The organism is Bradyrhizobium icense (assembly GCF_001693385.1).
GTDB lineage: Bacteria > Pseudomonadota > Alphaproteobacteria > Rhizobiales > Xanthobacteraceae > Bradyrhizobium > Bradyrhizobium icense.
Genome location: NZ_CP016428.1, coordinates 5,303,968 through 5,329,386, shown reverse-complemented (window position 1 = coordinate 5,329,386; position 25,419 = coordinate 5,303,968). Strand labels below are relative to the sequence as shown.

Annotated in this window: 21 protein-coding genes and 1 pseudogene; 15 read left to right on the top strand and 7 right to left on the bottom strand. The window is 57.9% G+C overall.

The window, feature by feature from the left end; all coding sequences use genetic code 11:
- Positions 1–154: 154 nt before the first annotated feature.
- Together istA and istB are read left to right on the top strand one after the other, a co-directional pair.
- Positions 155–1,693, top strand: a complete 1,539-nt coding sequence (gene istA / locus LMTR13_RS25135) for an IS21 family transposase (protein ID WP_083219417.1) — start codon at positions 155–157, stop codon at positions 1,691–1,693.
- Positions 1,694–1,704: 11 nt separating this feature from the next.
- Positions 1,705–2,448, top strand: a complete 744-nt coding sequence (istB, locus tag LMTR13_RS25130) for an IS21-like element helper ATPase IstB (protein ID WP_065727367.1) — start codon at positions 1,705–1,707, stop codon at positions 2,446–2,448.
- Positions 2,449–2,792: 344 nt separating this feature from the next.
- Here istB and LMTR13_RS39680 read toward each other — a convergent pair.
- Positions 2,793–3,307: pseudogene (locus LMTR13_RS39680) on the bottom strand (MarR family transcriptional regulator).
- On the opposite strand from LMTR13_RS39680, the gene LMTR13_RS41865 reads away from it, so the two are divergent.
- The 4 genes from LMTR13_RS41865 (at position 3,210) to LMTR13_RS25115 (ending at position 7,575) form a co-directional block, all read left to right on the top strand.
- Positions 3,210–3,608 (top strand): hypothetical protein, encoded by a 399-nt coding sequence (locus LMTR13_RS41865; RefSeq protein WP_197521195.1) that lies wholly within the window; start codon positions 3,210–3,212, stop codon positions 3,606–3,608. The pseudogene LMTR13_RS39680 and the gene LMTR13_RS41865 overlap by 98 nt on opposite strands.
- 305 nt (positions 3,609–3,913) lie before the next feature.
- A complete protein-coding gene (locus LMTR13_RS25120; protein ID WP_083219200.1) occupies positions 3,914–4,420 on the top strand; it encodes an autoinducer binding domain-containing protein in 507 nt (168 codons plus the stop codon).
- Positions 4,320–4,643, top strand: a complete 324-nt coding sequence (locus tag LMTR13_RS43785) for a response regulator transcription factor (RefSeq protein WP_418219719.1) — start codon at positions 4,320–4,322, stop codon at positions 4,641–4,643. Before LMTR13_RS25120 ends, LMTR13_RS43785 begins: the two co-directional genes overlap by 101 nt.
- 1,390 nt (positions 4,644–6,033) lie before the next feature.
- On the top strand, positions 6,034–7,575 hold the full coding sequence (locus tag LMTR13_RS25115; RefSeq protein ID WP_065730147.1) for a DcaP family trimeric outer membrane transporter: 1,542 nt from the start codon (positions 6,034–6,036) through the stop codon (positions 7,573–7,575).
- Between the two features lie 208 nt (positions 7,576–7,783).
- On the opposite strand, the gene LMTR13_RS25110 is transcribed toward LMTR13_RS25115, so the two are convergent.
- From LMTR13_RS25110 to LMTR13_RS25100, 3 genes are all read right to left on the bottom strand, one after another.
- Complete coding sequence (locus tag LMTR13_RS25110) at positions 7,784–8,692, bottom strand: LysR family transcriptional regulator (RefSeq protein WP_065730146.1); 909 nt, start codon at positions 8,690–8,692, stop codon at positions 7,784–7,786.
- 385 nt (positions 8,693–9,077) lie between these two features.
- A complete protein-coding gene (locus LMTR13_RS25105) occupies positions 9,078–9,950 on the bottom strand; it encodes an isocitrate lyase/phosphoenolpyruvate mutase family protein (protein WP_065730145.1) in 873 nt (290 codons plus the stop codon).
- A gap of 9 nt (positions 9,951–9,959) precedes the next feature.
- On the bottom strand, positions 9,960–11,159 hold the full coding sequence (locus LMTR13_RS25100; protein ID WP_065730144.1) for a pyridoxal phosphate-dependent aminotransferase: 1,200 nt from the start codon (positions 11,157–11,159) through the stop codon (positions 9,960–9,962).
- A gap of 32 nt (positions 11,160–11,191) precedes the next feature.
- Between LMTR13_RS25100 and LMTR13_RS41105 the strand changes: the two genes are divergently transcribed.
- The 9 genes from LMTR13_RS41105 to LMTR13_RS25060 all read left to right on the top strand — a co-directional run bounded on the left by LMTR13_RS41105 (position 11,192) and on the right by LMTR13_RS25060 (position 21,744).
- Entirely contained in the window at positions 11,192–11,524 is a 333-nt protein-coding gene (locus tag LMTR13_RS41105; protein ID WP_156795772.1) for a hypothetical protein, read from the top strand.
- Between the two features lie 546 nt (positions 11,525–12,070).
- Entirely contained in the window at positions 12,071–13,249 is a 1,179-nt protein-coding gene (locus tag LMTR13_RS25095) for an ABC transporter ATP-binding protein (protein ID WP_065732970.1), read from the top strand.
- A 122-nt stretch (positions 13,250–13,371) separates the two neighbouring features.
- On the top strand, positions 13,372–14,217 hold the full coding sequence (locus tag LMTR13_RS25090) for a carbohydrate ABC transporter permease (protein WP_236843105.1): 846 nt from the start codon (positions 13,372–13,374) through the stop codon (positions 14,215–14,217).
- Positions 14,214–15,062, top strand: a complete 849-nt coding sequence (locus LMTR13_RS25085; RefSeq protein WP_065730143.1) for a carbohydrate ABC transporter permease — start codon at positions 14,214–14,216, stop codon at positions 15,060–15,062. Before LMTR13_RS25090 ends, LMTR13_RS25085 begins: the two co-directional genes overlap by 4 nt.
- Before the next feature lie 76 nt (positions 15,063–15,138).
- Positions 15,139–16,401 (top strand): extracellular solute-binding protein, encoded by a 1,263-nt coding sequence (locus LMTR13_RS25080; RefSeq protein WP_065730142.1) that lies wholly within the window; start codon positions 15,139–15,141, stop codon positions 16,399–16,401.
- A 144-nt stretch (positions 16,402–16,545) separates the two neighbouring features.
- Positions 16,546–17,646, top strand: coding sequence for a hypothetical protein (locus LMTR13_RS25075; protein WP_083219196.1), 1,101 nt, complete (start codon positions 16,546–16,548; stop codon positions 17,644–17,646).
- Between the two features lie 253 nt (positions 17,647–17,899).
- Complete coding sequence (locus LMTR13_RS25070) at positions 17,900–19,084, top strand: aminotransferase-like domain-containing protein (RefSeq protein WP_083219195.1); 1,185 nt, start codon at positions 17,900–17,902, stop codon at positions 19,082–19,084.
- A 100-nt stretch (positions 19,085–19,184) separates the two neighbouring features.
- Positions 19,185–20,669, top strand: a complete 1,485-nt coding sequence (locus tag LMTR13_RS25065) for an alkaline phosphatase family protein (protein WP_065730140.1) — start codon at positions 19,185–19,187, stop codon at positions 20,667–20,669.
- Between the two features lie 190 nt (positions 20,670–20,859).
- Positions 20,860–21,744, top strand: a complete 885-nt coding sequence (locus LMTR13_RS25060) for a phytanoyl-CoA dioxygenase family protein (RefSeq protein ID WP_197520901.1) — start codon at positions 20,860–20,862, stop codon at positions 21,742–21,744.
- Positions 21,745–22,426: 682 nt separating this feature from the next.
- Here the strand turns inward: LMTR13_RS25060 and LMTR13_RS25055 are convergent.
- The 3 genes from LMTR13_RS25055 to LMTR13_RS25045 form a co-directional block, all read right to left on the bottom strand.
- Positions 22,427–23,254: a class I SAM-dependent methyltransferase gene (locus LMTR13_RS25055; protein ID WP_083219194.1), complete on the bottom strand. Its 828-nt coding sequence runs from the start codon at positions 23,252–23,254 to the stop codon at positions 22,427–22,429.
- A 239-nt stretch (positions 23,255–23,493) separates the two neighbouring features.
- Positions 23,494–24,531 carry a succinylglutamate desuccinylase/aspartoacylase family protein gene (locus tag LMTR13_RS25050; protein ID WP_065730138.1) on the bottom strand — a complete coding sequence of 346 codons (1,038 nt, stop codon included), beginning with the start codon at positions 24,529–24,531 and terminating at the stop codon, positions 23,494–23,496.
- Between the two features lie 97 nt (positions 24,532–24,628).
- Positions 24,629–25,414, bottom strand: coding sequence for a class I SAM-dependent methyltransferase (locus tag LMTR13_RS25045; RefSeq protein ID WP_197520900.1), 786 nt, complete (start codon positions 25,412–25,414; stop codon positions 24,629–24,631).
- Between the last annotated feature and the right edge of the window lie 5 nt (positions 25,415–25,419).

The following is a 25,419-nucleotide window of genomic DNA, read 5'->3' as shown; positions in this document are numbered from 1 at the left end:
CGTTCCGATTTGACGTCGCCCGCCATTCCGAGATGATCTCGCCCACCATTCCGGGATGATGTCGCCCGGGGTGACGAGGCCTCTTCTGGCTCCGCTACGGTCCCGCCTTTCGGCTTTGCAAGGGGGGACCAGGATGCCGACGGAGAGGCTTGCGATGCGCCATGTGCGCGATGTGATCAGATTGAAGTCGGCCGGGATGCCGACCCGCGAGATCGCGCGGCGGGTCGGGGCGGCGCCCTCGACGGTGCGGCTGACGATCCGGCGGTTCGAGGCATCGGGGCTGACCTGGCCGTTGCCCGATGACGTCACCGACACGGTGCTGGAAGCGCGGCTGTTCGCGGCAGCGGGAGCCGGTCCTGGCACCCGGCGCGGCCAGCGACGTCTCGCCGAGCCGGACTGGGCGTCGGTGCATCGCGAGCTCAAGCGCAAGCACGTGACGCTGTCGATCCTGTGGGAGGAGTACATCGCAAGCGAGCCCGGCGGGTATCGCTATTCGCGGTTCTGCGAGCTTTACCGCGCCTGGGAAGGCCGGTTGTCGGTGACGATGCGCCAGTCGCATGCAGCCGGCGACAAGCTGTTCGTCGACTATGCGGGCGACGGCGTGCCGGTGGTGATCGACCGGCTCACCGGCGAGCGGCGCACCGCGCAGATCTTCGTCGCGGTGCTCGGCGCGTCGAGCTTCACCTATGCACAGGCGACTTGGACGCAGGGGCTCGCCGACTGGATCAGCGGCCACGTCGGCGCCTTCGAGGCGATCGGCGGCGTGCCGGCGCTGCTGGTGCCGGACAACACCAAAGTGGCGGTGATCAAGGCCTGCCTCTACGATCCGCGGATCAACCGCAGCTACGCCGACATGGCGGCGCATTACGGCACCGCCATCCTGCCGGCGAGGCCGCGACGGCCACGGGACAAGGCGAAGGTCGAACAGGCGGTCCTCATGGTCGAGCGCTGGCTGCTCGGGCGGCTGCGCCACCGCACGTTCTACAGCCTCGCCGAGGTCAACGCGGCGATCGCCGAGTTGCTGACCCGGCTCAACGAGGAGCGGCCGATCCGGCGGCTCGGCGTGACCCGTCGCAAGCTATTGGAGGAGATCGACCGGCCGGCACTCCAGGCCTTGCCGGAGAGCCCTTATGTGTTCGCCGAGTGGCGGATCTGCCGGGTCAGCATCGACTATCACGTCGAGGTCGAGGCGCATTACTACAGCGTCCCGCATCGCTTCGTCCGCGCCGAGGTCGAGGTGCGCTTCACCGCCCGCACCGTCGAGATTTTCCACAAGGGCGAGCGGATCGCCGCGCATCAGCGCATGAGCGGCAACCACAAGCACACGACCGTGCCGGAGCATATGGCATCCAGTCATCGGCGCCATGCCGGCTGGACCATCGAGCGCATCCGCAAGGAGGCCGCCGCGATCGGGCCGGCCACCGCGGCGCTGTGCGATCTGATCCTCGACGAGCGCGCGCATCCGGAACAGGGCTTCCGCGCCTGTCTCGGCATCATCCGGCTCGCTCGATCCTACGGGCAAGAGCGGCTCGATGCCGCCGCCATGCGGGCGATCGAGATCGGCGCGCGCACCTACGGCTCGGTCAAGTCGATCCTCGCCAACAATCTCGATCGGCGTCCTTCCCCCAGGCGCTCCGCGGATGACGCGCCGATCCTGCATTCCAACATCCGCGGGCCGCGCTACTACAATTAGGAGATCCCATCTTGCTCACCCATCCGACCCTCGATCAGCTCCACGCACTCGGCCTTCACGGCATGGCCAAGGCCTTCGCCGACATCGAAGCCGGCGGCGACGCCACGAGCCTCGGCCACGCCGAATGGCTCGCGCTCCTGCTCGAACGCGAAGCGTCACTGCGACGCGACAAGCGGCTGTCGAAGCGGCTGCAATATGCCAAGCTGCGCCAGCAGGCCTGCGTCGAGGACATCGACTACCGCACCCCGCGCGGCCTCGACCGCAGCCTCCTGACGATGCTGGTCGAAGGCCAATGGATCGATGACCACGCCAACCTGCTGATCTGCGGGCCCTCCGGTGTTGGCAAGAGCTGGATCGCCTCGGCGCTCGGCAACAAGGCCTGCCGCGACAATCGCTCCGTGCTTTATCAGCGCGTCCCGCGGCTGTTCAGCGATCTCGCTTTGGCGCGCGGCGACGGCCGCCATCCCCGTCTGCTGCGTGCGCTGGGCCGTGTCGATCTCCTCATCCTCGACGACTGGGGCCTCGAGCCGCTCGACGCAGCAGCCCGCCACGACCTCCTGGAGATCCTTGAGGATCGCTACGGCCGCCGCTCCACCATCGTCACCAGCCAGCTCCCCGTCGACCAATGGCACGCGCTGATCGGCGACCCCACCTACGCCGACGCCGTCCTCGATCGCCTGGTCCATAACGCCCACCGGATCGATCTGAACGGCGAGAGCATGCGGCGAACCCGCAAACCCAGCCGAAAGGCCTGAGCAAGTGGCGCTGTGGACATGCCGCTGCGCTTGGACAACGCAAGCGCGTTGCCCACATGCCCACAGAACAGCAGACGAAGAAGACCCTCAAGCCGCGATTCAAGGTTGACCCCGCGGCTTGCCCGATGCCAGAAAACTGACAGCCAGAACGCCTCGCGCCCCGGGCGACATCAAATCGGAATGGTGGGCGAGATCATCTCGGAATCCCGGGCGAGATCAAATCGGTACACCCGGGCGAGATCATCGGAATCCGCACGCGCGCATCCTTTACTTTTACCTGCGCTGTATCTTATCTCGATTCGGAGCTAACCCGACCTAGAGTGCGCCGTTCTGCGTTCTGGTCCTCAGAAATCCAGAGCGACTTTCAAGCGAGCTTTCTCTAGGCGGTGCCTGAGTGCAGTGAGCCTGCTAGCGAACTCGGTCAGTTCGCGAATACGGAATTCACCAAAAACAAATTCATCGAGTGCTTGCTGTTGTGCAGCAAGGCTCGCGAGATGCTTGTAAGTCTTGTCCGTCAGCGACAGCTGTACGACCTGGGCATCGCTCGCGGAGGGCTTGCGCCGCAGGAGGCCTTTTTTTCTAACAGTTTCGATTGGGTCGTGACGAATGAAGCGTCGACGTGCATCAATTTTGACACCACGTTGACCGGAACACCGTTTTCTTTGTCCAAGTCTGCCAAAGCCATCAAGATCATCCACTGTGGCCCGGTGATGCCCAACACATTGGCCTGGAATTGGCGCAGTTCCTCCAGATACACATTGATGGATCTGATCTCCCACATGAACCGCCGGACCACCTCCTGCCCCTCAGCAGAGCTACTGCCGAGCGCTCTTGCTGGGCTGGGCAAATCCGACGGCATCGTCTTTCAGGGTTTCCATCCTTGGCTTGGGTTTCCCTTAGAGCAAATCAAAAACGGGGATAATGCCGGCCGGAGGAAACAGATCAAAATCGTTGGTACGCTTCGGACAAAAGTGAAGCGTTACGAATATAGCGAGGAGGTAAAGACGAGTTCAGTTGCGAACGGACCTATTCCTTTTCACTTCAGGGCTCGACCAATATCGAATCGGGGCGCTAACGTTTCGCGCTTTGATCAGGTAAGGGCCACCACGTGGCACTCAAACGACCCGCAGAGCCATGCGAACAAATCCATCGCCAAATAAGAACGGTCCATCAGATTAATTGATGTTTGTCACCGGCCTATTACTTCCCAACGATACTCGGGCGGAACATACTGGGGCGGCACAAACGAGTTTCGCCTAATATAGGGGCATGGCATTTCCAACTAAGTGCGTTGGCGGACGGGCAGGGTCTTCCTGCGCTCCTCCAGCTCGGCAGCGCGGCCTAGCGGGCGTGGCTGTTCTGGCGGGTGCTCGCGCGACCTGCGGTGCCCGGACGGCTTCTTCGCCAAAGGCGAGGGTGAGGTCATCGAGAAGCACGTCGATTATATTTAAACGGTAGAGGCGGAATGAGCCCGGTCGAAAGCATCTTTCAGGAGTTCATTGATGCGATCCAAACCGCAACCAAGGCGGATGAATTCGAGCGTGTCGCAACGCGGCTCACACAAAGGCTCGGCCTCCAGCGATTTGCCTACCTGCGCCTGACCGGCGACACGCCGACTTTGATTTCGTCCTATCCCAAATCCTGGACCAGCCGGTATTTCCAGCTTGGATATCAGCAGCTCGATCCTGTGGTACGCCGCGCGCGCGCCGAGCATGCGCTGTTCAGCTGGGGAGGCGAGGGCTCATCCCCGGTCGGAAACCGCGAGCAGCGCCGGTTCTTCGATGAGGCGACGACGTTCGGGATTAGATCAGGCATCACCGTGCCGATCAGGGGTGGATTTGGGCGGATGGCTGCATTTACGCTGGCGACGGGTGACCGCGACGTTCACCCGGAGAGGCTCGTGGCCGATTGGAAGGATTTGGTGCAACTCGTCGGGGTTGCACTTTCATTGTCATGTCGCCGCCAGACTTGACGTACCCTCTGCCGGTAAACTCGCGACAAGTGAACTCACCCAGCGCGAGCGCCAATGCCTTGCATGGACCGCGCAGGGAAAAACTGTCGCGGATATCGCGGTGCTGGTCCAGATTGCGCCGCGCACCGTCGTGTTTCATCTTGAGAACGCGCGCCGCAAACTAGGTGCAGCATCTATTGGCCAATGCGTCGCCGAGGCGCTGCGGCGCGGTTTGTTGTCCTAATCATCAACACGCCCCGATCGAAGAGGTCTTCGCCACCGAGCGGCAGAGCCTCGCGATCGAGGCAACCTGGCGAAAGTCGCCGAGTTCCTAGATCTCTTCTCCGAGGAGGGGTGAGCTAAACTGATCAAGAACTCACGGCCGGCGGCGGCTTCGCAGTTTCTGGTGGCCCCGCAGGCTTCGGCGGTGGCTCGGGAGGCGACCGATGGTGGGGACGTTTATCGTGATCGTGATGATGCCGCTCGTGCTCGTGGGCGGATCGCCATGATGGTAGTGCTCACGTCCACTGCCTTCCTTTCCGTGACCTGACTTTTCCTCCAGTGGTCCTACCGCTAGCGAACTTAGTGTCCTGACTTTCAGCACGGCTACTGCCGACACCTCGTGCTGGGCTAGGCCAATCCGCCGGCATGGTATGTCAGGGCTTCCATCCTTGGCTTTGTTTCCCCTTAGCGCAGATTAAAATTGCGACAATGCCGCCGGAGGAAGCAGATCAAGTCGTTGGTAATCATTGGACAACGTCTCGAAATACACCGACGGAAATTAAGAACGCGTTCTGTACGATACGTGCAGACCTATTCCTTTGGCTTTAGATCCGGGCGGTTCGGTGACGCTGATTCTGCTAGACGATACATCGTTCTAAAGCCCACCGACGCTACCAACATTCCTCTCACGCTCGCGAACTGGCGACCAGCCAGTATCGTCTCGAGCGCTAAGATTTCGCGCATCTTGATCAGGTAATGGCCACTCGTGGCACTGCAACGACCTGCAGAGCCGTTCGAACAAATCTATCGCCAAATCAAAGCGGTCCATCGCATTAGTTGATGTCTGTCACCGGCCTATTGCTTCCCACCGATATTGCGTCGGCACAAACAAGTTCCGGACTAAGGAGAGGGCATGGGATTTCGAACTAAGTGCGTTGGCTTACATCGTTGCGGCTTCGTGCAGATTGAATTGACCGCCAGCGTTATTCGTCCTCATCGAATTGCGAGCACACTGATTGATCCCCGTGCGAGCCGACCGTGCAGAAGGCGGACCGTAATTTCACGCGCTCGCCTCGTTGTTGAGCGGACTGCCGCACGTCGGCATCAGGCCTGAACGCGTGCGTTTCTCCACGCGCGAGACCAATCGGTTGCCACGACAGCCAGCCAGTAACGAGCGCCGTGTGTTAGGCCGATCCCGGAATCAGCTTGAGAGCAACGCGTCTCTCCCTCGTTAGCTGGGCACGACGCGTTACGGCCTAACACAGACATCTACGACTTCTCTCGTCCTACGTGAAAAACATAGGGGTCTATGTTTGCGTACTTATCTGGGGGTTTCAGTGCTAAACAAAACGGTTGGGCCAATATCTGCCCGAGACGAGTCTCATTTTGCGCGGCCAAGGCCATTCGGTGGCATGATGGCGTCGCGATGGATCGCGACTAGTGCCCTGGTCGGTTGTGCAATCTCGTATTCACCTTCTGTGGCTTATGCCGAGTCATTGGACGATCTAAGGCAAGAGCTGAGACGTCTGCAGGCTCGCGTTCATTCACTGGAGGCTGCCGAGCAGAGTGGGGCGCATGCCGATCGTGCAGCCGCTAAGGCGGCGAGACTGGCGCAAAAGGAGGCAGAGGAGGCGAGGGCACGCGCGCAGGAGGCACGGCTGCAGGCTGAAGCTGCTCGTGCGAAGGCGCAAGCAGCGCAGAATGGAGCGGATCCACTGCAAGGAAGCTTCCCCGGGAGCATGCGAATCCCGGGTACCGGGACATCCTTTAAGATTTCCGGCTATGCAAAGGTTCATGCCTACGGAGATCTCGGACCGCGCAACAGATCCGACAACATTGCAGTCGCGTCCATTCCGCTATCGAGGGGGGCGCTCGGCGCCCAAACGCGGGGCGACGTCGCTATCGGAGCTCGATGGTCTCGAGTGGGTCTTGATGTAAGAACGCCGATTAGCGAAAGCTTTGGAGCTGCTCGTACCTTCTTCGAGGTTGATTTCGCGGGGCAGTCCGACCCTACGAGTCAGACAACTGCATCGAGCTTCAGTACAAGGCTTAGGCTAGCATTTGGAGAATTCGGCAAAACTGATGGTTGGGGTTCCGTAGTTGCAGGGCAAACCTACTCGGTATTCTGCGACGCAACACTTAACCCGCTACGTAGCGTCTCTGATTGGACGACGCCCGGAACGAGCGCCGTGCGCCAAGCAGCCATTCAATACAGCAAAAGCTATGGATCGACGACGTTTAGTGTGGGGTTGGAAAACACGTACAGTGACGTCACAAGTACAACTGGAACGACCTATCCCGATTCTAATGGTGGCGCGGGCTTTGGCTTGAGTGGGACTCCAGATGGTGCCGCGAGAGTCCTCTGGCGTGGAGAGAGCGCGTTTTTCGCCCTGCGAGGCATGATTCGGAATATCGAGATCAATAATGAGGCTGCTATTCCTGCCCAACGCTATCGCGCGTCGACTTTGGGCTATGGCGTTGGCATGACCGGTGGGCTGAACCTTTTGGACAACCGGCTGGCACTTTTTGCGACGGCAAACTATGGGCCTGGTATCGGTCGTTATCTCATCACGGTCAGTCAAGGATTTGGTGCCGTAACCAACTTCGGTTTGCCCGGCGTAACTGCTCAGAGGGCTCAAATCGATACGGTAACGGCGACCGCTGGCCTTGTTGGGCTGCAGTACAAGTTCCTTCCAAATCTCCAGGCTAATGCCCTCGTTTCAGTCACTAGCCTCAACTACCCCAGCTACGTGACCCGATTCACGACAACCTCGAGTGCGATTAACAGGAGCTTGTGGGCCGCAAATGTCAACCTGATCTACAGCCCTGTGCCATTGGTCGACCTGGGTATTGAGTATTTACATGGATCGCGCGCACTGGTGGTTCCCGATGCGAACAGTGTTGTCGGTGGAACAGCTGACCGTGTTCACGGCATGGTCCTTGTTCGCTTCTAGCCGCCGTAGTGCTTGAGCATTCCAAGCTGAGCACAACACAAACGCTCTCTCACGAGAGGGCGTCATTAACAGGAGTAGACAAGGGGACGGATGGTCAGGCGTGGAGAACGCTTGCGGGGTCTTCTTTTGGCGTCGACTTTCAAGAACTCCATCTCAAGAACGACGCGGTGCAATGCCATTTAGAGTGCGGCGATAGCCTAATGCGCTACTAAGCGGCTTCCGGAAGGGCGGCCTTTTTACAAAGGCGGACTAGCCAACGGCAAAAAGCACGAGCGATTTCGGGATTGTCACTCCGATCGACCGCATACGCCCGATATTGCATGCCGCTGGGAGTACGTGATCGTGGTATCACGTGCAGAACGCCACCGCGGACCAGATCGCTGACAATAATTTCGGGCGCCACCAGAAGGCATTTTCCGGTCATGACCGCTGGCAGAGCAAGATAGTTGTGATCATATCGCGCCCCCGACTTTATGTCTTTAGAGGTCAGGTTCATCGCCCTCAGCCATGTGGGCAGTATGTCAGGCCGGGACGTGATGTTCAGAATCGGCATTGAGCGAACAACTGAGAGGCTCTTGCCACCTGCGTGATTTGGAGAGCCGACACAGACGAGTTGCTCGTTGTAGATTTCCCAATCGTCGGCCGGTTCGATGACGGAAAGGTCGCGTGTAATCAAGATGTCGAAATCGTCGGAGGAGGTCGGCATGGACAGCGAACTGATCACATCTACGATTACGCCGCCCATCTCAGCGGAGAATGCTTGGAGATTCGGAATGAGAAACGAGTAGGCGAAGGTCGAGAGCGACGTGCGGACCACAAGCCGATTGGCGTCCGGGCGAGTCCGCCGGCGCATTCTCTTAGCGGTGAAGCACACTGTATCTAGCGGTTCGGCGACTGTGTTCGCAAAAAGCCTTCCGAATTCCGTCAATTCGCTCCGCCTACCGCGTCGTTCGATGAGGTCTGTACCCAGATATTCTTGCAGCACGGCCAGGTAGCGGCTGATGGAGCTCTGTGTCGCTCCCAAAGCGCTAGCCGCACGCGTTACGCTTCCTTCTCGCGCGATCGCCACGAACACCCGGATCGCGTTGAGGGGCACTGCATCATCTTCGATAGCCATCTTCTATTCCGATAGGTTCTGGGACCTGCCAGCTTTCACTGGAAGGGCCATTGCCAAAAATGGATATTCCATCACATTAGTCGATGTTTACCGCCGGATTACTGCTTCTCGACGGTATATCGCGCTCAAAAAGTGAGTCCCGGCCCAAGCCGATAAGATCGGTCGATGGCCTTGATAGTTGAGCTGATTTCCCTCGCGAATAGGGCGCCGTAGGAGTGGACACCGCGATCGCTCGATCGTCTTATCGCAATCAACACACCGCGACTTTCCGGAGTAGAAGCCGGTAATTTCTGATCGACGGCGCGCCAGGGGCTCCGCTCAGGAGCTACAGGCGCTATCTATCGTGTTGAAATCTCAATAGTCACTGCACGGCCAGAATGAGCCCTCAGCAAAGGAAGCGAGCCTCAGCCGCTTTAATCTCGCTCATCTTCTGGATTCTGAAGATCTCCTCCACCGGCAGAATGTCCTTGTGAACGTTTTGGACGCCGCCGTCAGCGATGATCCGGCGGAAGGTCTCCTGCATGGCAGTTGCAGCAGCGCGGATGCCGTAGTTGCCGTAGATCATCATGCGGATATTGCCGAGCGTCTTGACGCGCTCGGCGTTGAGGTCAGGGTATGAGTTCGGCACGATCACCAGCGGCGCAAATCCGGTCCAGGCGCGCGAAAAGCTTTCGATTTCCGAGGGATCTTTCTTTCTGGAATGGATCAGGATCATGTCGGCGCCTGCCTCCACATAGGCTTGCGCGCGATGCAGGGCCTCCACTTCGCCGAGGTCTGCGATGAGGGCTTCCGTGCGGGCGATGACCAGAAAATCCGGGTCCTGTCTTGTCGCAACGGCCGCCTTGATCTTACCCTGAAACTCCTCAATGCGCAGCAGTTCCTGGCGTCCCCCGGCCACAAGGCTCGTCACTTTCGGAAAGATCTTATCCTCGATCACAACGGCGCTGGCGCCGGCCCGCTCGTATTCGCTGATGGCATGGATGACATTGATCGCATTGCCATAACCTGTATCGATGTCGGCGACGATCGGCAACCTCGTGCGTCCGGCGATCGCCCGCAGCATGTCGAGATGCTGTGTCATCGAGATCAGGCTCATGTCCGGCAGGCCGTAAAGCGCCGACAGCTCGAAGCCGGAGGCCCACAGGCCGTCGAATCCGGCTTCTTCTGCGAGGATCGCCGAAAGCGGGCTATGGGCGGCCATGATGTGGATAAGGCTGGTCTCCGCCATGCGGGCGCGGAGGCGTTTGGCAGGGGACATCGAGATCTTTCAGGACAAGGCCGCGCAGGCGGCGATGATGCGATCGCAGGCGCGGGTGAGGTCCTCGAGCGAGGAGGCATAGGAAATGCGGATATAGGGCGAGGCCATGAAGCCGCTGCCGGGCACGACGGCCACGGCGAAATCCTCGAGCAGATACATGGCGAAATCGGTGTCGGTTTCGATCACCTTGCCCGCCGGCGTGCGCTTGCCGATAACACCCGCGCAGGAGGGGAAAACGTAGAAGGCACCGTCCGGCACGCGGCAAGAAAGCCCCACGGCTTGGTTCAGCTTCGCAACGACAATGTCGCGGCGCTGCAGAAAGGCGCTCGCAAATTCCTCGATGTGGTCCCGGCCGCCAGACAGCGCTTCGATGGCGGCATATTGTGAAATCGAGCTGGTGTGCGAGGAAGTTTGACCTTGGATGAGGTTCATGGCCTTGATCAGTGCCAGAGGCCCCGCGCCATAACCGACGCGCCAGCCGGTCATTGCGTCGGCCTTGGACATGCCGTTGACTGTGAGCGTGCGCTGGTAGAGGTCCGGCGCGACCGCGGCCATGATAGCGAAGTCACCGGCATAGGTGAGCTTTTCATAGATGTCATCAGACAGCACATGGACATGGGCATGGCGGCGCAGGACCGCGGCGAGCGCGAGCACCTCGCCTCGGCTATAGACCGCACCGGTCGGATTGCAGGGTGAGTTCAGCATCAGCCACTTGGTGCGCGGCGTGATTGCCGCGTCCAACGCCTCAGGGCGCAGCTTAAGGCCATGGAATTCATCGCAGGCGACGAGAGTCGGTTTGCCGCCGGCAAGTGCCACCATATCGGGATAGGAGACCCAGCACGGCGTCGGGATCACCACCTCATCGCCCGGATCGAGGGTGGCGAAGAGCGCGTTGAAGACGACCTGCTTGGCGCCGCAGCCCACCGTGATCTGGTCGATGCTGTAATCGAGCCCGTGTTCGCGGCCGATGCTGTCGCGGATCGCCTCGCGAAGCGGCTTGATCCCGGCGACCGCAGTGTATTTTGTCCGCCCGTCGCAAATAGCCCGGATGCCGGCTTCGCAGACAGCAGATGGCGTGTCGAAGTCCGGCTCGCCCTGACTGAGCGTGATCACATCAACACCCCGATCGCGCAACTCGGCGGCGCGAGCCGTCATCGCCTTGGTCTCAGAGGGGCGGACGACGTTGAGCCGTTCTGCAACGAGAGACAAGATAGAATACCTGTGAGCTTAGGAGGAGCATTTTGGAGGCCTTCTACGCGCTCTCTGACGGCTTAACTATTCAGGCCATCGCGTTTTTGAATGAAATCATCGAAAGTGGCGATATCTATGTTGCATCGCTGGGAACTGGTCTTCTTGCAGACGTGCATAATCGACCGGCAGAAGGGGCGGGCAAGATAGAGATTGCAGCGGGATCGAGTGCAAAAGGCGAGGTATTGCATCTCGTTTGCGTGTGCGGCAGCGCGGCGAAGAACGCCCCGGCGATGTTCGCAAGAGACGACGGATCCGATAGCACAAGCTCGCGCGTACCAGCGTGTCGAAGCTGTCCGTGGTCGAGGGCCTGGATAGTAAGATGAGCACGTCAATTACGGCGGCTCCCATCCTGGCTTGGAATGTATGAAGATTTGAACGAGCAACATCCAGGAAAAGTTGTGAGTGAGGTGCTCACGGGACTGGCGGTTCGCCCGGCTCGTAGTGTTCTCGCACGTCCTGGGCGGTGAACAGTCTCGTGTCGAGAGTCGGCCAAGAACTGACGCAAGTCCGCCAGTTCGCTGTTTCGGCCGCGCCACTCGATCGGCTTCGAGCTAAGATAGCTTTCCAGGACAGCGAGATGCGGTTGACGGACCTCTGGGTCGATGCTCATCGCAGCGCGTGGCAACGCTCTGTTCGCGGGCGATCTCCACGAAAGCGCGCATTGCATTGAGTGGCGGGTCTTTGTCTTCCGACAATCTTACCCTTCATCATCGCATGTTGCGAAGTTAGCATCGAATTATTCAATGAATGTCATCCGGGCGTAGCAATACGGGTCTTGAACCTTACACATCAGCGGACCAGTCGAAAATGAGATAGGCGATCTCATTGCCGTGCTCCGCAATTTTCATGACGATGTGAAAGTGGCGGCGATGGTATCCATACTGATTGACAGCATTCGAAAGAATTACGGGCCGACGTCTGTCTTGCGCGGTGTTTCGCTGTCGATAGCGGATGGTGAGTTCCTGACGCTGTTGGGGCCATCGGGGTGTGGGAAGTCGACGCTGCTGCGGATCCTAGCAGGGCTCGAGGTGCAGGATGCAGGTTCGGTCTTGATCGGCGAGCGGGCGGTGGACGGCCTCAGGCCGAAGCAGCGGGACGTGGCGATGGTGTTCCAGTCCTACGCGCTCTATCCCCATATGACGGTCGCCTCCAACATGGCGCTGCCGCTCCGGATGCGCCGGCTCTCGGCGTTCCTGAGGCTTCCTCTTCTCGGTCGCCTCCTGCCAGCAACGGCGCGCATCGCTGCCGAGATCGATGTGGAAGTCACCCGTACGGCCAAGTCCCTCGGCATTGGCCACCTGCTGGCCCGCAAACCGGGGCAGCTTTCCGGCGGCCAACGCCAGCGTGTGGCGGTAGGTCGGGCGATGGTGCGCCATCCGGCTGTTTTTCTGATGGACGAACCGTTGTCCAACCTCGACGCCAAGCTGCGTGTGCAGATGCGCGCCGAAATCAAGGAACTGCACCAGCGGCTCGGGGTCACTTTCGTCTATGTCACCCATGACCAGGCCGAGGCCATGACGCTGTCGGACCGGGTGGCGGTGATGCTCGACGGCGAGTTGTTGCAGGTCGCTCCGCCGAAGGACATCTATGCCGACCCCGACGACCGGCGCGTCGCCGAATTCATTGGTTCGCCCAAGATCAACATGCTCGACGGCGTGGTGCGAGAACGCGGCCTGATCGATGTGGCCGGATCGACGCTCGCGATCGATACCGATGCACTTGCCGGCGAGCACCTCACCCTCGGCATTCGCCCGGAGGCTTTTCACCTCGCCGATCACGGCGGGCAGGGCGCACTAACCGGTTCCGTGCGCATGATCGAGCATATGGGGTCCGACCTCTTCGTCCATCTCGATCTGGCGGGCGGCGATCATCCCTTGATCGCACGGCTGCTGGCCGAACGGGCGCCTCATATCTTCCCCGGCCAGACCTTGCATGTCGGCGCCAGGCCGGAGCGCGTGCTTCTTTTTGGCCGTGACGGGCGGCGCTTGCGCCGAGAAGTGGCATCCGGTCGGGCATTGGTCACACCGATCCGGGAGATCGCCCGATGAGCGAGCCTCTGGCTCTTTCCGGCGCCTCCGACGAGCCGTCCGCAACCAATGGCGTTCGAACGGTGCCATCCCCCGCCGCCTCCCCGGCCCGTAGGCGCGCCTCGGAAGCGCTGGCGGCCTGGATGCTGGCCGGGCCGGCAGTCTTCTTTCTGCTCGTCTTGTTCTTCCTACCGGTGCTCGGGGTCTTTGTCATCGCGCTCAGCGACTGGCAGTTTGGGGCGCGTTCCTTTTCCTTCGTAGGCCTCGCCAACTTCCGCGAGGTCTTCGCTGACGGGGGCTTCAGGACGTCGCTTCTCAACACCGTCGTCTACGTTCTGATCGTCGTGCCGGCCACTGTCGTCCTCGGTCTTCTCGTCGCGGTGCTGATCGAAAGCGGAAAGTCCTGCCGCTCCTTTTACCGCGCCATCCATTTTCTGCCTTTCATGGCGACGCTCACCGCCATGGCAATCGCTTGGGAGGCGCTGCTGCATCCCACGATCGGCCTCATCAACCAGGCGCTCGCCGCTATCGGCCTGCCGCCCGCCAACTGGCTGCGCGACGAGAATACGGCCCTCCCGGTGCTGGCCATCATCGGCATTTGGCAGAACCTCGGCTATGCCATGGTGCTGTTCCTGGCCGGCCTGAAGAGTATCCCGCAGGATCTCTACGATGCTGCCGATGTTGATGGTGCGGACCTTTGGCCTGACCGGCTGCGCAGCGTCACGCTGCCTATGCTAGGGCCGGTCTCGATGTTCGTCGTTATCGTCTTGGCGGTGAGGGCGTTCGAGTGTTTCGATACCGTGAAAGTCCTTACCCGAGGCGGCCCCGGCCACGCCTCCGAAGTGCTGCTCTACACGCTTTATCGGGAGAGCTTCGAGTATCTGCGCACCGGATATGGCGCCGCCGTTGCCGTCGTCTTTCTTGCCATCGTCGTGACACTCACGCTTGTCCAGGCCGGCGTCCTGGATAGAAAGGTGCACTATCAATGAGTGCCAACACGCGCAGCATCCGTCTGTTGCAGCCATCCGCCACCATCCGCCATGCGGTTCTGCTCGCCACCGGCGCACTCATCCTCGTGCCCTTTGTCTGGATGGCCTCGTTATCGATCAAACCGCCTGGGGAGATCTTTCGGACTAGCTTCTCCTTCTGGCCAGCCCAGTTCTACGGAATCGAGAACTACACCAAGGCGCTGACTGAAGCGCCGCTGACGCGCTACTTAGGCAACGGCCTCGTCGTCTGCGCGACGATCCTGGCGCTCCAGATCCTTTTCTGCGCGCCTTGCGCCTACGCGCTCGCCAAGCTCCGCTTTCCCGGCCGCGATCTGCTCTTCGGCATGGTGCTCATCGGCCTGCTGCTGCCGCACCAGGTGCTCTCGTTGCCACTCTTCATCCTCGGCTACCAGCTCGGCATCCTCAACACCTATGCGGCGCTCATCTTCCCCTATGTCGTCTCGCCGTTCGGCATCTTCTTGTTTCGGCAGTCCTTCAAGACTATCCCCGACGATGTGGTGCACGCCGCCCGCCTCGACGGCCTCTCTGAACTCGCCATCGTCTGGAGGATCATGGTCCCGATGGCACTGCCGTCCGTCATCGCCTTCTCGATCTTCTCGGTGGTCGGCCACTGGAACGATCTTTTCTGGCCATTGATCGTGGTGCGCGACCAGTCACTGATGCCGCCGCCGCTCGGCATCATGGTCTTCAAGAATGAGGAGGCCGGCAACGACTACGGCCCCCTCATGGCCGCATCCACACTCGTCGTGCTGCCTCTCGTCATCGCCTTCCTTGCCGCTCAGAAATGGTTTGTCGAGGGAATGACCGGAGGAGCCGTGAAATAGGTGACTAGGCCGACAGTGAACAGGTCAGACTAACAATGCCGACCAGATGTCGGCGCACTTTAGAACGGAAAGTTCCATGAAAATCAAAACCCGTCTATATGCAATGCTCTACGTCGGGGCTTGGATATTCGCCGGCTCCCCGGCTTACTCTGACGACCAAGTCACTATTCACGTCTCTTTCGTCAACTCCTACATGAAGCCGATACATGAGCAAATTGCGCGGCGCTTCAGTCAGCTGCACCCGGACATTGCTGTCGTTCTATCTTCCCCAGTAGAAGCGTGGGGGGATCAGGTGCAGCGAACCATTCTTGACAGTGCCACGGGTAATGGACCCGACGTTGCCGAACATGCGTTCAATCTTTTCGGCCAGATCGCAGATCGTGGTTTGGCGCAGCCTTTGGACTCGTTGATCAAACAAGAAAAAGGGTGGCCGTCGATGGGCTATAGCCCGGCGCTTACGAGTCTAGGAACATACCAGGGTAAGATCTGGGGTCTGCCATTCCGCATCTCAACCCCAATTATATTTTACAATGCCGATCTCGTCCGTTCGGTCACCGAAAACCCGCACGAATTTCCTTCCGATTGGCAGGGCATGTTGCAAGTGGCCAAGAGGATCAGCGCGCTTGGTGAGCAGAGAGTTGGAATGTTTTTCGACTACCAAGCTGATGGCAACTGGACTTTCCAAGCACTGCTCAACCTTCGAGGTGGACAACTCGTGAGCCCAGAAGGAAAGATTGGCTTCAACAATGCGGAAGGGTTGAGCGCCCTTACGACTTTGAATGAGATTGGTCAATCCGGCATGATCGACATGCCTCGTGAACAGGCGAGGCAATCGTTTGCGGCAGGCATTCTCGGTATGTACGTGGGTTCCAGTTCGCAGCTTGGCAATCTCCTGAAATCCTCAGCGAACAAATTCTCCATCGGAACCGCTCCCCTGCCACGTTCAGCAAGCAATGCAAGGATTCCTGTGGGCGGTGGGATCTATATGCTGACGACCAAGGATCCTAACAAGCAAGCGGCGGCCTGGGAGTACATTAAGTTTGCTACGGGACCGGTCGCACAAACCTTGGTGGTCGAACAAACAGGCATGATGCCGAGCAACGACCTTCCTGCACGCGATCCGAACCTACTAGGAAAATTCTACAGCAAGAATCCGCTTTACTTGGCGAGTTTGGAGCAGCTTCCGATTGTCACGACTTGGGCCGCTTTCCCAGGACCAAACTCCGTCAAGATCAGCGATACGATTCGTGAGCATCTGCGGGCCGTGGTTACACTAAAATCGAAGCCTGATATTGCCCTTCCAGCTATGACGAAGGATGTCCAGGCGCTTCTAAGGTAAGCCTCAAACCCCAGTTTACCCGTCGTCTACTAATCGTGTCTCGCAAGACGTGCACCACGTTGCGCGGCAAAAGATACCGTGCGCCACAACTCATAACCGAATGGCGCACAGGACCATACTGTAGTTAATGCAAAGGATCGGGAAATGCTCCACCCACTTACAACCCAGCTTGTAGGAAGCTACACAAAGCCTGCATGGCTGATCAAGCACAATGAAATCTATCGTCTTGGCGGTCGTGCTTGGCGGATCGAGCCTGATGTCTTGGAAAGCGCACAAGGAGACGTTGCACGGCTATCAATCTATGATCAAGAAAGGGCTGGCATGGATCTGTTGACCGATGGCGAGCCTTGGCGCTCAGCATGGGACCGGCACTTCATTTCCAAACTCGGCGGGCTGGACACTGCTCGGCTGGCTAATATCGTTGTCCCTCCGTCGGAAATCGGGACAGTCAAGTTCAAGAAAAAAGGCGAGTGGTCGCGAGAGGATGATGATGGTCTTCCTCGAGTGGTCGGTCCTATCGAATGGCTTGGGCCGATGACAGTGAAAGAGCTCGAATTTGCGAAGCGTTACACCAACCGACCGCTCAAAACACAGGTCGTCGGCCCATTTACGGTGATCGACCGATTGGCTGACGAATATTACCACGACGAGTTCGAGCTTGCGATGGCCGTCGCGGCCGCTCTGAACAAAGAGTTACTTGCTCTCGAGCAAGCCGGTGCCGCCGTCCTGCACATTGATGATCCCGTCATGCATTCTCGTTTCAGCCGATCGAAGCGACTTGGCATCGCTCCAATCGAACAGATGATTGAAGGCCTGACCAAGCCGACAACGGTGCATGTTTGCTACGGTTACGCGTATTCAAAAGAAAGCAAGGCGCCGAGCTCGACCTATCCTGAACTGTTGGAATTGCTTGCAAGCTGCAGAGCCCTGACCGCAATGAGCATCGAATATGAGCAGCCGCGTCATCAACCGAATCTGTTGCGCCATTGTGGTGACAAGCATGTCGTTTTGGGACTGCTTGACCTCGGGACAACGAATATTGAAACGCCCGAACATGTCGCTTCGAGGATCAGGCAAGCATTGGAGGTGATACCGCCGGATAGGCTTCATCCGAGTTCTGATTGCGGAATGTGGCATTTACCGCGCGAAGTAGCTTTCGGGAAGATCCAGGGTCTCGTCAAAGGCACCGACATTGTTCGTCGCGAACTCGGGCTTCCAACAAGCTGGCCCATGACGGGCTCATAAGAGGATGCTCAACAGCATTTGGTGAAGAACTAAAAGAAATTCCCAAGATGCTTCCGGGGAATCCGCGGCAATTGCATCGAACAATCGGTCGGTTGGGTTTCAACGAGCGGAAACTCGCGAGGCGTTATTCGAGACGAAGGGACTGGCTCATGCTGTCAGCGAGAAAGAAGCCGACACTACTGACACATGCCAAGAGGATAGCGGCTAACGCGCCTCAAGTAGTTGCACGCCGAAACAGTGGGAAGAGAGAGGCATGAACGACGCAAGAAGAACGCACGCAGTCATTCGCCAGACTGATCCAACATTGCCCGATGGCTCGCTTAACCTCAGTGGCAATCTACCGCCGATCGTCGCCGATGCTTTCGAAGAGCGGTACAGGCGCGCCCTTTCAAAGGTCATGAGGGAAGAGCAGCTTAGCTCCCTGGTTGGTTCCCATCGATTCACGGGGACCGAGAAAGACCGCAGGGCGGGCTCGGTGTTTGTTTCGCTGCGACTTGGCTCGCCTCCAGACGTTAAGAGGGTTGTTGTTACGAATGGGACGCAGAGCGCAATTGACAGGTTGTTCGATTGCATTGTCGGTCGAGATGGCGTCATAGCTGTCGAGGAACTGACCTATCCAGCAATCAAACCAATAGCCGCAAGACTTGGCATGAGGCTTTGCCCTGTGCGCATCGATGGCGACGGGATAATTCCCGACAGCTTTTCCGATGTCTGTCAGCGAGAGAGGCCGAGTGCATTTTATACTTTGCCGACGTTACATAATCCAACGACTGCGACAACAACGCTTGATCGACGGAGAGCAATCGTCGACATCGCACGATTGCACAATGTTCGGTTCATTGAAGACGATATCTACAGCAGTCTTCCCCTGGACGCGCCACCTCCGTTTGCGACACTCGCTCCGGAAATCTCTTGGTATATTCTAGGGACGGCGAAGTCATTGTCGCCGGGGTTGAAAGTGGCTTATGTCGTAGCGCCCGACCGCTTGGCCGCAGCCCGTGTATTCTGGCCTGGTGTCAAGTCAACATACTGGATGCCCGCACCTTTGAATGCGGAAGCTACAGCTAACCTCGTTCTCTCGGGCGACGCCAGGGCAATCATCGGTGCTGTTCGTCTCGAGATGGGCTACCGGCATGAACTCGCACGAGAGATCCTCGACGGAATTCCTGTTACGACCCGTCCTGGCGCCCTGAATCTCTGGATCAGAATACCGAAACCGGGAGCGCGCCTTGAAATAGCGAGACTGACACAAAACAGAAATGTCATCGTTGGTACCGGCGATGCGTTCGTCGTTGGGGATTGCCTTCCTCCAGAGGCGCTCAGAATAGGGTTGGGCACCGTCCTAACACGTCATCAACTGTCACAGGGCTTAGAGGTTCTGCGGGATGCTTATCGAAGTGTGTTTAAGCAAAGCATGTCTTCGCGATCGAGCATCTAGGGCGGGAACAGCATGTCTTCGTGACGAAAGTATTCTGAAGGACTGAGTCAATTTACCGCGCTTGATCGGCGAAGTATCTAGAATAGAGCAGGGATGGTCGATGCATCAACAAAAGCGACATTTTCTGGTTGTGAGTTTCGACGGACTTCGTCCAGATCTTGTCAGTTCAGAGCTAACGCCGAACCTGACGCGTTTGGCAAACGCGGGCATGACACTCGAAAATCACCGAACAGTGTATCCAAGTGAGACGCGTTCGGCATTTCCTAGCCTTGTCACGGGCGCTGTAACGAGCTGTCACGGTATGGTAGGCAACAAATATGTAGACCGCAACATAGTACCGCCGCGCTACATCGACACAGCCGACGCCGTACTCCTTCGCAATCTCGACCTGGCGAGCGGTGGCAGACTCTATTCGGTTCCCTCGCTGGGCGAGATATTGGCCGCTCACGGGTGCAGCCTCGCCGTGCTCACCACCAACACGCCAGGCACGACGCGGTTATTCCACCACAAGGCCGAAGAGTTCGGCCACGTGCGCCTATCCGGTCACTTCCGTGAGGCCTGTACGCCAGACGATGTCCTCGCCGAGATTGAAGAACATATCAGTCCGTTGATACCGGCCCCGCCCAAGACGGAGCCAGACCGTATCGGGCAAGACTGGATCACCACAGCCTTCCTCGACGTCGTCTGGCCGAAGTACCGGCCCGATGTCACGATCCTTTCCTATGGCGAACCGGACGTCACTTCTCACTTTCACGGTACGGGATCTGAGGCAACTCGGTCCATTATTACCCACTGCGACCGACAGTTTGGTCGCGTGCTCGACTGGTGGGAGGTCGAGGGCCGACAGGCCGGAGTGCAGATCATCGCGATTTCGGACCACGGCCACATCACAGGCCATACGCGCATCTCGGTGGCCGACAGCTTGCGTGCGGCCGGCTTCAGCCCCGGCGTCGCGCCTGCTGCCGACATTGAGGTGGTAGTGGTGCCGGGCCAGGTTGGTGCTCTTTATCTTGCCGATCCGGATGAGGCGGAGATTACCCGGTTGGTTGCGACCATTACGTCCGAGCCATGGTGTGGGCCAGTGTTCACCTGCGCGAAGGACGAGGTCAACGGCATCGCCCCCGGGAGCCTCTCAAACCGCCTAGTCTTTGCGGATCATGTCCGCGCGCCGGACGTCGCCTTTTCCTTCCGCGCCGACGACACCATCGACCCCTTCGCCCTCGTGGGCGGCACCTTCTATGACAATGATCGCCGGGCCGGCCTCGGCGTTCACGGCGGACTGCATCCGAAGGAACTCGCAGCATTGGGCATCGTCGCGGGATCAGCTTTTCCTGGGGCAGGTTGCATCTCGACGGTGCCATCGGGCATCTGCGACGTGGCCCCGACCATCCTCCAGCTGCTCGGTGTGGCTGTGCCCCAGAGTATGACTGGACGGGTGCTCGCCGAGTTGATCGCGCCATTACCCAACGATGGTCCATCAATTCGCGAAGACGTCTTTGACGCGCACCTTGGTGCCTACGCGCAGATGCTTCGCCGCGTGCATGTGGACGGCGCCTGCTACATCTCGGGTGGTTGGGTGAGCTGATCTGCACCCTTGTATGTGTGTGTAGGCCGTAATGTTCGCGCTCCTGCGCTATGACTATCCAAGAACTATTCGGTCAGCCGAGATATTTCGGCGACGTCCGAGTTCAAGCAATCGCACGATGTGGTGTCATTGGCGGTCGGGACGTCCGATTACCCTGCCAATCGCTGTTTCTTTTAAGTCAAAGCTTTCGATGCTGGCAATCAAGGAGAAAAAAATGCCTAGAATGTTGAGTCAGGCCCAGGTTGAACAATATCGTTCAGAAGGGTTCGTTTGCCCAATTGACGCTCTTTCAGTGGAAGAGGCTGCTGAATTCCTTGCGCGCATGGAAGATCTCGAAAGTCGAGAGCCAGATCTATGGGCACGATCGAAGATAAAGCCGCATCTGCTGATGATGTGGCTCAATGACCTTACGAGGAATTCGAGTATTTTGGATGCGGTCGAGGACCTGCTTGGACCAGACATCATGGCTTGGGCAACCGGCCATTTTGATAAGAAGCCTCACGATCCGAGCTTTGTGACGTGGCATCAGGATGGGACGTATTGGGGGCTTTCCGACCCGAGCGTTGTGACGGCATGGGTGGCGTTGACGCCCAGCAATAGCGAGAACGGATGCATGAGAGTGATCCCCGGCAGCCACCACCACGGCCAATTGCCGCATAGAGACACCCACGATAAAGACAATTTATTGAGTCGAGGGCAGGATGTCGAGGTCAATGTCGATGAAGCTCAGGCTGTCGATTTGGAGCTTCGACCTGGCCAGATATCTCTTCATCACACCATGCTCATTCATGGCTCAAAGCCGAATTGCTCCGATACGCGCCGCCTAGGGATCACCATTAGATACGTCGCTGCGCACGTCCGCCGGACCAGCGGGTTTAGGGATAGCGCGACCCTAGTTCGCGGAACCGATAAGTATCGGAACTTTATCGCCGAGCCACGTCCGTGCCGGGATTTTGATCCAGAAGCTGTTGAATTCTACAACGGGATGGTTGGCGAAAGCCGCAGACGAAAGGATGCAATCGCGGCTGACCACCAGAACAAGCAAGAGCTGCTCAAAGCAACAACTATGCTCTGAGCCTCACCTAGCTTGGTGTGCTTGAAAAACCATTTAGTGGAGAACTAACAATGACATTGCCGAAAATTACTCGGTGCAACAATCTTCAGTCGCGTTATAGCTTCTACAATGCTCACCACTCGGCCCGCCCGCTCCGCGACGCCTTGGCGCGTCAGATTAAACAAGGACTGTTTCCGCCTGGCGCTCAATTGCTTACTGGGCTCGACCTTGGAGTCCAATTCGGCGTCAACCGCGACTCAAAAAAATTCAACGGGAGGCGCTTAAAATAAGATCAATCCGACCCGGATTCCATCGAAAAAACGAAAAGCATCCGGTGGTTGGAATTCCCAAACCATCTAAGCACTCTTGGACATCTGGGACGATACAGACGATGCATCCCTATCAGCAATCGCCAGAGTCACGTGTATGAGCTTTTTGCGCAGCAGAGGAGATCGGGAATCATGTCCTGATCACCACGTGCGTCAACCAGCTTGGCTGGAGGCGGAGGATCACACGATCGCCGCCCGGGCACACTGTTCCGCCCACACTTTGCTGCTTACACTTGCTAAGGTATTTATCCGAAAGCCTACCCTTCCAGTAAAACTAGTGGCTTCCGGGGGCCGCAATGTGGCAGCGTAAGCGCGAGAAAGACAGCACGGCATTGCACACGATCACGGAGCGTTGATTAATTCGATCTGCCGAGTTACTCACCGGACACAGTTGCGCAAGTTACCTCGGTTACATACGGTTGCTTCAATAAGCCGTCGATGGAGTAACGGCGAAAAAGATCGCGTAGAAACTCGACCACCGTACTGCGCCCGACCACCTCAGCAGACCGCTGAACGATGCTTGTTGAAACCCCCGTTATGATGAAGTGCTCTAAGTTAGTCTCAAAATCCCACTCCCACGACCGTACTTTTACATCCGAAAAACGGGGATCTTCCAACAGCTCGGATCGAAAATCCACATTGGAGTAGCCCCCATTCTTGATAGTAAAGGTACCGCGGCGATATCCCGGGACACAACTTTCTATGAAACCGTGAAACTCAGTTAGCGCGTCACTATCCCAATATCGATGTCGATTGTGCACGAGCGCTAACATACCGCCGGACTGAACGGTTCGCGCGACCTCTCCAAAGAACTTTTTTCGATCGAATCTATGCGCGGCCGTTGCAGATACTAACGCGGAAAGCGAGGCCTGCTGGAAAGGCAATTGTTCCGCGGAGGCACTTTGAAAGCTTACCTGCAGATCAGGTGGCATGGTTTCCATTGCCACTTGGAGCATGTCGAGATTGGGCTCAACCCCAATGATCGGAACCATGCCATCGATCTCTCTTGCTAGTACCCGAGTGAAAATGCCAGTTCCGCTGCCGACATCCGCGATACTTCCTACGAGCCCGGCGCGTTGAATGTGCCGTGATACGAACTTTGCTACGTCCGATGGATAGCTGGGCTGGTAGCGGTCATAGTTTCGGCCCTCACCTGTAAATTCGGCCCACGACGTATCAAATGTCCTTGGACGTTTACGCATTTTTTCACTTAGCTGACGGCGCAGTTTCTATTGGAGCAGGAGGGCTGCCGAGAGCGACCGAAGATTGAAAGAGTGTCGACAACCATAGTCTTGATCCTCTCGGGGATACATGACCTGAGCCCGGCGATCTCCTCCGAAAATGAATTGAGTCGATCACCTCGCAGCGAGGCCGAACTTTGGACCACCAGAACTAGAGTTTTGCGCCACTGATGACGCTGGCGGGCTGGCGGCGCCGGATATCATGTATGCGAATCCTGATCAGGGGGCGGACTGAGCGCAATCCGATAGAGACAGTCGCCGCGCTCAACTTGCGTGATAAACCGCGCGGCGGTGACAATGCCGTCCTCGTCGAAACGATATTGGGTCGACGGGCGGCCGGGGCTATCGACGAAATGTATCCTTCCAGCTAAATCTCCTTGTCGAATTTCACTGCCCACGGTTGCGGCAGGCTCGAACAGGCCTGTTTCCATCGCCCAAATCATGGTGTCTGGGCGATCAGACGAGAGAATTCGCGTTGTCATTGGCGGCGGAGCGTCAGTGATGCCGGTTAGAACCCCGATCTTGTGCAGAACCCGAGCCAAAGCCTGCTCCGTGAAGGAGAGAGACTCGGAGGTCACCGATCCGGCGCCCCCAAGCTCAGCACCTATCGCTATCGCACCCTGGCGTGCGCTCGCTGTCAGGGCAATTTCGCCAAAATGGGGTTGAGACCCCGAAGCGTAAACGATCGTGTATAGCGCCCCAAAAGCCTGGGCCAATGCCATTTGCTGCTGATGGCGAAGAGCGTCTCCTTCCGCCACCACGATGGCAGCGGCTACGTGCATCATCGACGAACCACCGGCGTGAAGATCGATAACGAAATCAGAAATGGCCATCAATGCGTGTTCGATATAGGCGGCGATTTGTTGAGTGACGCTGCCACTTGCCTCTCCTGGGAAAAGTCTGTTCAAATTTCCGTCGTCGATCGGTGAGGTTCTCGTGCCTGCCCTTGCCGCTGGAAAATTCGCCATTGGAAGAATAAGGACACGCCCGGTAACCCCAACCGGCTGAAGATCCGCAGCAAGCTTGGAGAGCGCGATCTGACCTTCAAACTCGTCCCCATGAATTCCTGAAATGAGGAGCACGGTTGGACCAGAACCATTCTTTATACATGTGATCGGCACTGGTAACCAGTAATAGCATGAGCGGGTGATGGAATGCTGAATTCCAATGTAACCGTGAGTCTTCCCTTCGCGCTCGAAGTCAATTCCAATTAACCTTACCTTTGGTATGTCCGTCATGGCTTTGCTTCCACCGCGCACTCAGATGTTTCTTGCCTTCCAAGATGGCGCTCCAGCTGAATACGAGCGTCCAGCTGAGACGCTGAAATGGTAGCGGTTAGTGAGGTATTTCTTCTGGCTCAAAAATCCAAGCGTAAGTGCGCAATTTCAAAACAACCTTTTCTTCGACCAGCAGCTCGTCGATCTTTTTTATAACAGCCTCCCACTCCCGTGGGTTCAATGCACTCTGAAGATCGTTCCTTGATCGCCACATATTCAGATATCGTTCTTTAGACATAACTTCCGAGTGATGAGAATCAAGAAAAACGCGATGATTGGAGAAGTCGCTCGTGCCTGTGCTGAGGCTATTGATGAATTTCATAACAACGTCCGAATGGCGCGAGAAAGAGGGAATCGCGTCAGCTAAGAGTCGATCAACTGACTGCACCGTCGCGTCACGATCGGTGTCGAGCATCACCCAGATAGGCGTAAAAAATCCGTCAGGCCTTAATACGCGCCGAAATTCTTGGAGAGAATTTTCTATGTCTGTCCAATGGAACGCATTCCCCATCAGCAGCCAATCTGCACTTTGGTCGGCTAGACCGGTTGCCTCACCACTACCGTTGAGCCAACGGAAGGGAAAATTGAGGTCAGAGCGCCTAATTCCCTCCTCGCGCATCACGTCATTGGGCTCGATTGCTGTGCCAGCAAACCCCCGCGCCGCGAGTTCGCGCGTCAAGAGACCTGTGCCTGCCCCAACATCGGCGACCGCCGGGCTCGGGAAACGTCCTCGGATCAGCAACGATAGCATATCCACGACTCTTGGATCGTATCGCGGTCGATCGTCGTAGTAACAGGCGGAATTCGTAAAGTTTCCGAGAGTCGAAAGAGCCGAGAGTGTCATGAATA

Bases quoted from the DNA above. Each gene is read 5' to 3' on its own strand.
- istA (WP_083219417.1), top strand. From the start codon at position 155: ATGCGCCATGTGCGCGATGTGATCAGATTGAAGTCGGCCGGGATGCCG.
- LMTR13_RS41865 (WP_197521195.1), top strand. From the start codon at position 3,210: ATGGATCTGATCTCCCACATGAACCGCCGGACCACCTCCTGCCCCTCA.
- LMTR13_RS25120 (WP_083219200.1), top strand. From the start codon at position 3,914: ATGAGCCCGGTCGAAAGCATCTTTCAGGAGTTCATTGATGCGATCCAA.
- LMTR13_RS25115 (WP_065730147.1), top strand. From the start codon at position 6,034: ATGATGGCGTCGCGATGGATCGCGACTAGTGCCCTGGTCGGTTGTGCA.
- LMTR13_RS25110 (WP_065730146.1), bottom strand. From the start codon at position 8,692: ATGGCTATCGAAGATGATGCAGTGCCCCTCAACGCGATCCGGGTGTTC.
- LMTR13_RS25105 (WP_065730145.1), bottom strand. From the start codon at position 9,950: ATGTCCCCTGCCAAACGCCTCCGCGCCCGCATGGCGGAGACCAGCCTT.
- LMTR13_RS25095 (WP_065732970.1), top strand. From the start codon at position 12,071: ATGGTATCCATACTGATTGACAGCATTCGAAAGAATTACGGGCCGACG.
- LMTR13_RS25090 (WP_236843105.1), top strand. From the start codon at position 13,372: ATGCTGGCCGGGCCGGCAGTCTTCTTTCTGCTCGTCTTGTTCTTCCTA.
- LMTR13_RS25085 (WP_065730143.1), top strand. From the start codon at position 14,214: ATGAGTGCCAACACGCGCAGCATCCGTCTGTTGCAGCCATCCGCCACC.
- LMTR13_RS25080 (WP_065730142.1), top strand. From the start codon at position 15,139: ATGAAAATCAAAACCCGTCTATATGCAATGCTCTACGTCGGGGCTTGG.
- LMTR13_RS25075 (WP_083219196.1), top strand. From the start codon at position 16,546: ATGCTCCACCCACTTACAACCCAGCTTGTAGGAAGCTACACAAAGCCT.
- LMTR13_RS25070 (WP_083219195.1), top strand. From the start codon at position 17,900: ATGAACGACGCAAGAAGAACGCACGCAGTCATTCGCCAGACTGATCCA.
- LMTR13_RS25065 (WP_065730140.1), top strand. From the start codon at position 19,185: ATGCATCAACAAAAGCGACATTTTCTGGTTGTGAGTTTCGACGGACTT.
- LMTR13_RS25060 (WP_197520901.1), top strand. From the start codon at position 20,860: ATGCTGGCAATCAAGGAGAAAAAAATGCCTAGAATGTTGAGTCAGGCC.
- LMTR13_RS25055 (WP_083219194.1), bottom strand. From the start codon at position 23,254: ATGCGTAAACGTCCAAGGACATTTGATACGTCGTGGGCCGAATTTACA.
- LMTR13_RS25050 (WP_065730138.1), bottom strand. From the start codon at position 24,531: ATGACGGACATACCAAAGGTAAGGTTAATTGGAATTGACTTCGAGCGC.
- LMTR13_RS25045 (WP_197520900.1), bottom strand. From the start codon at position 25,414: ATGACACTCTCGGCTCTTTCGACTCTCGGAAACTTTACGAATTCCGCC.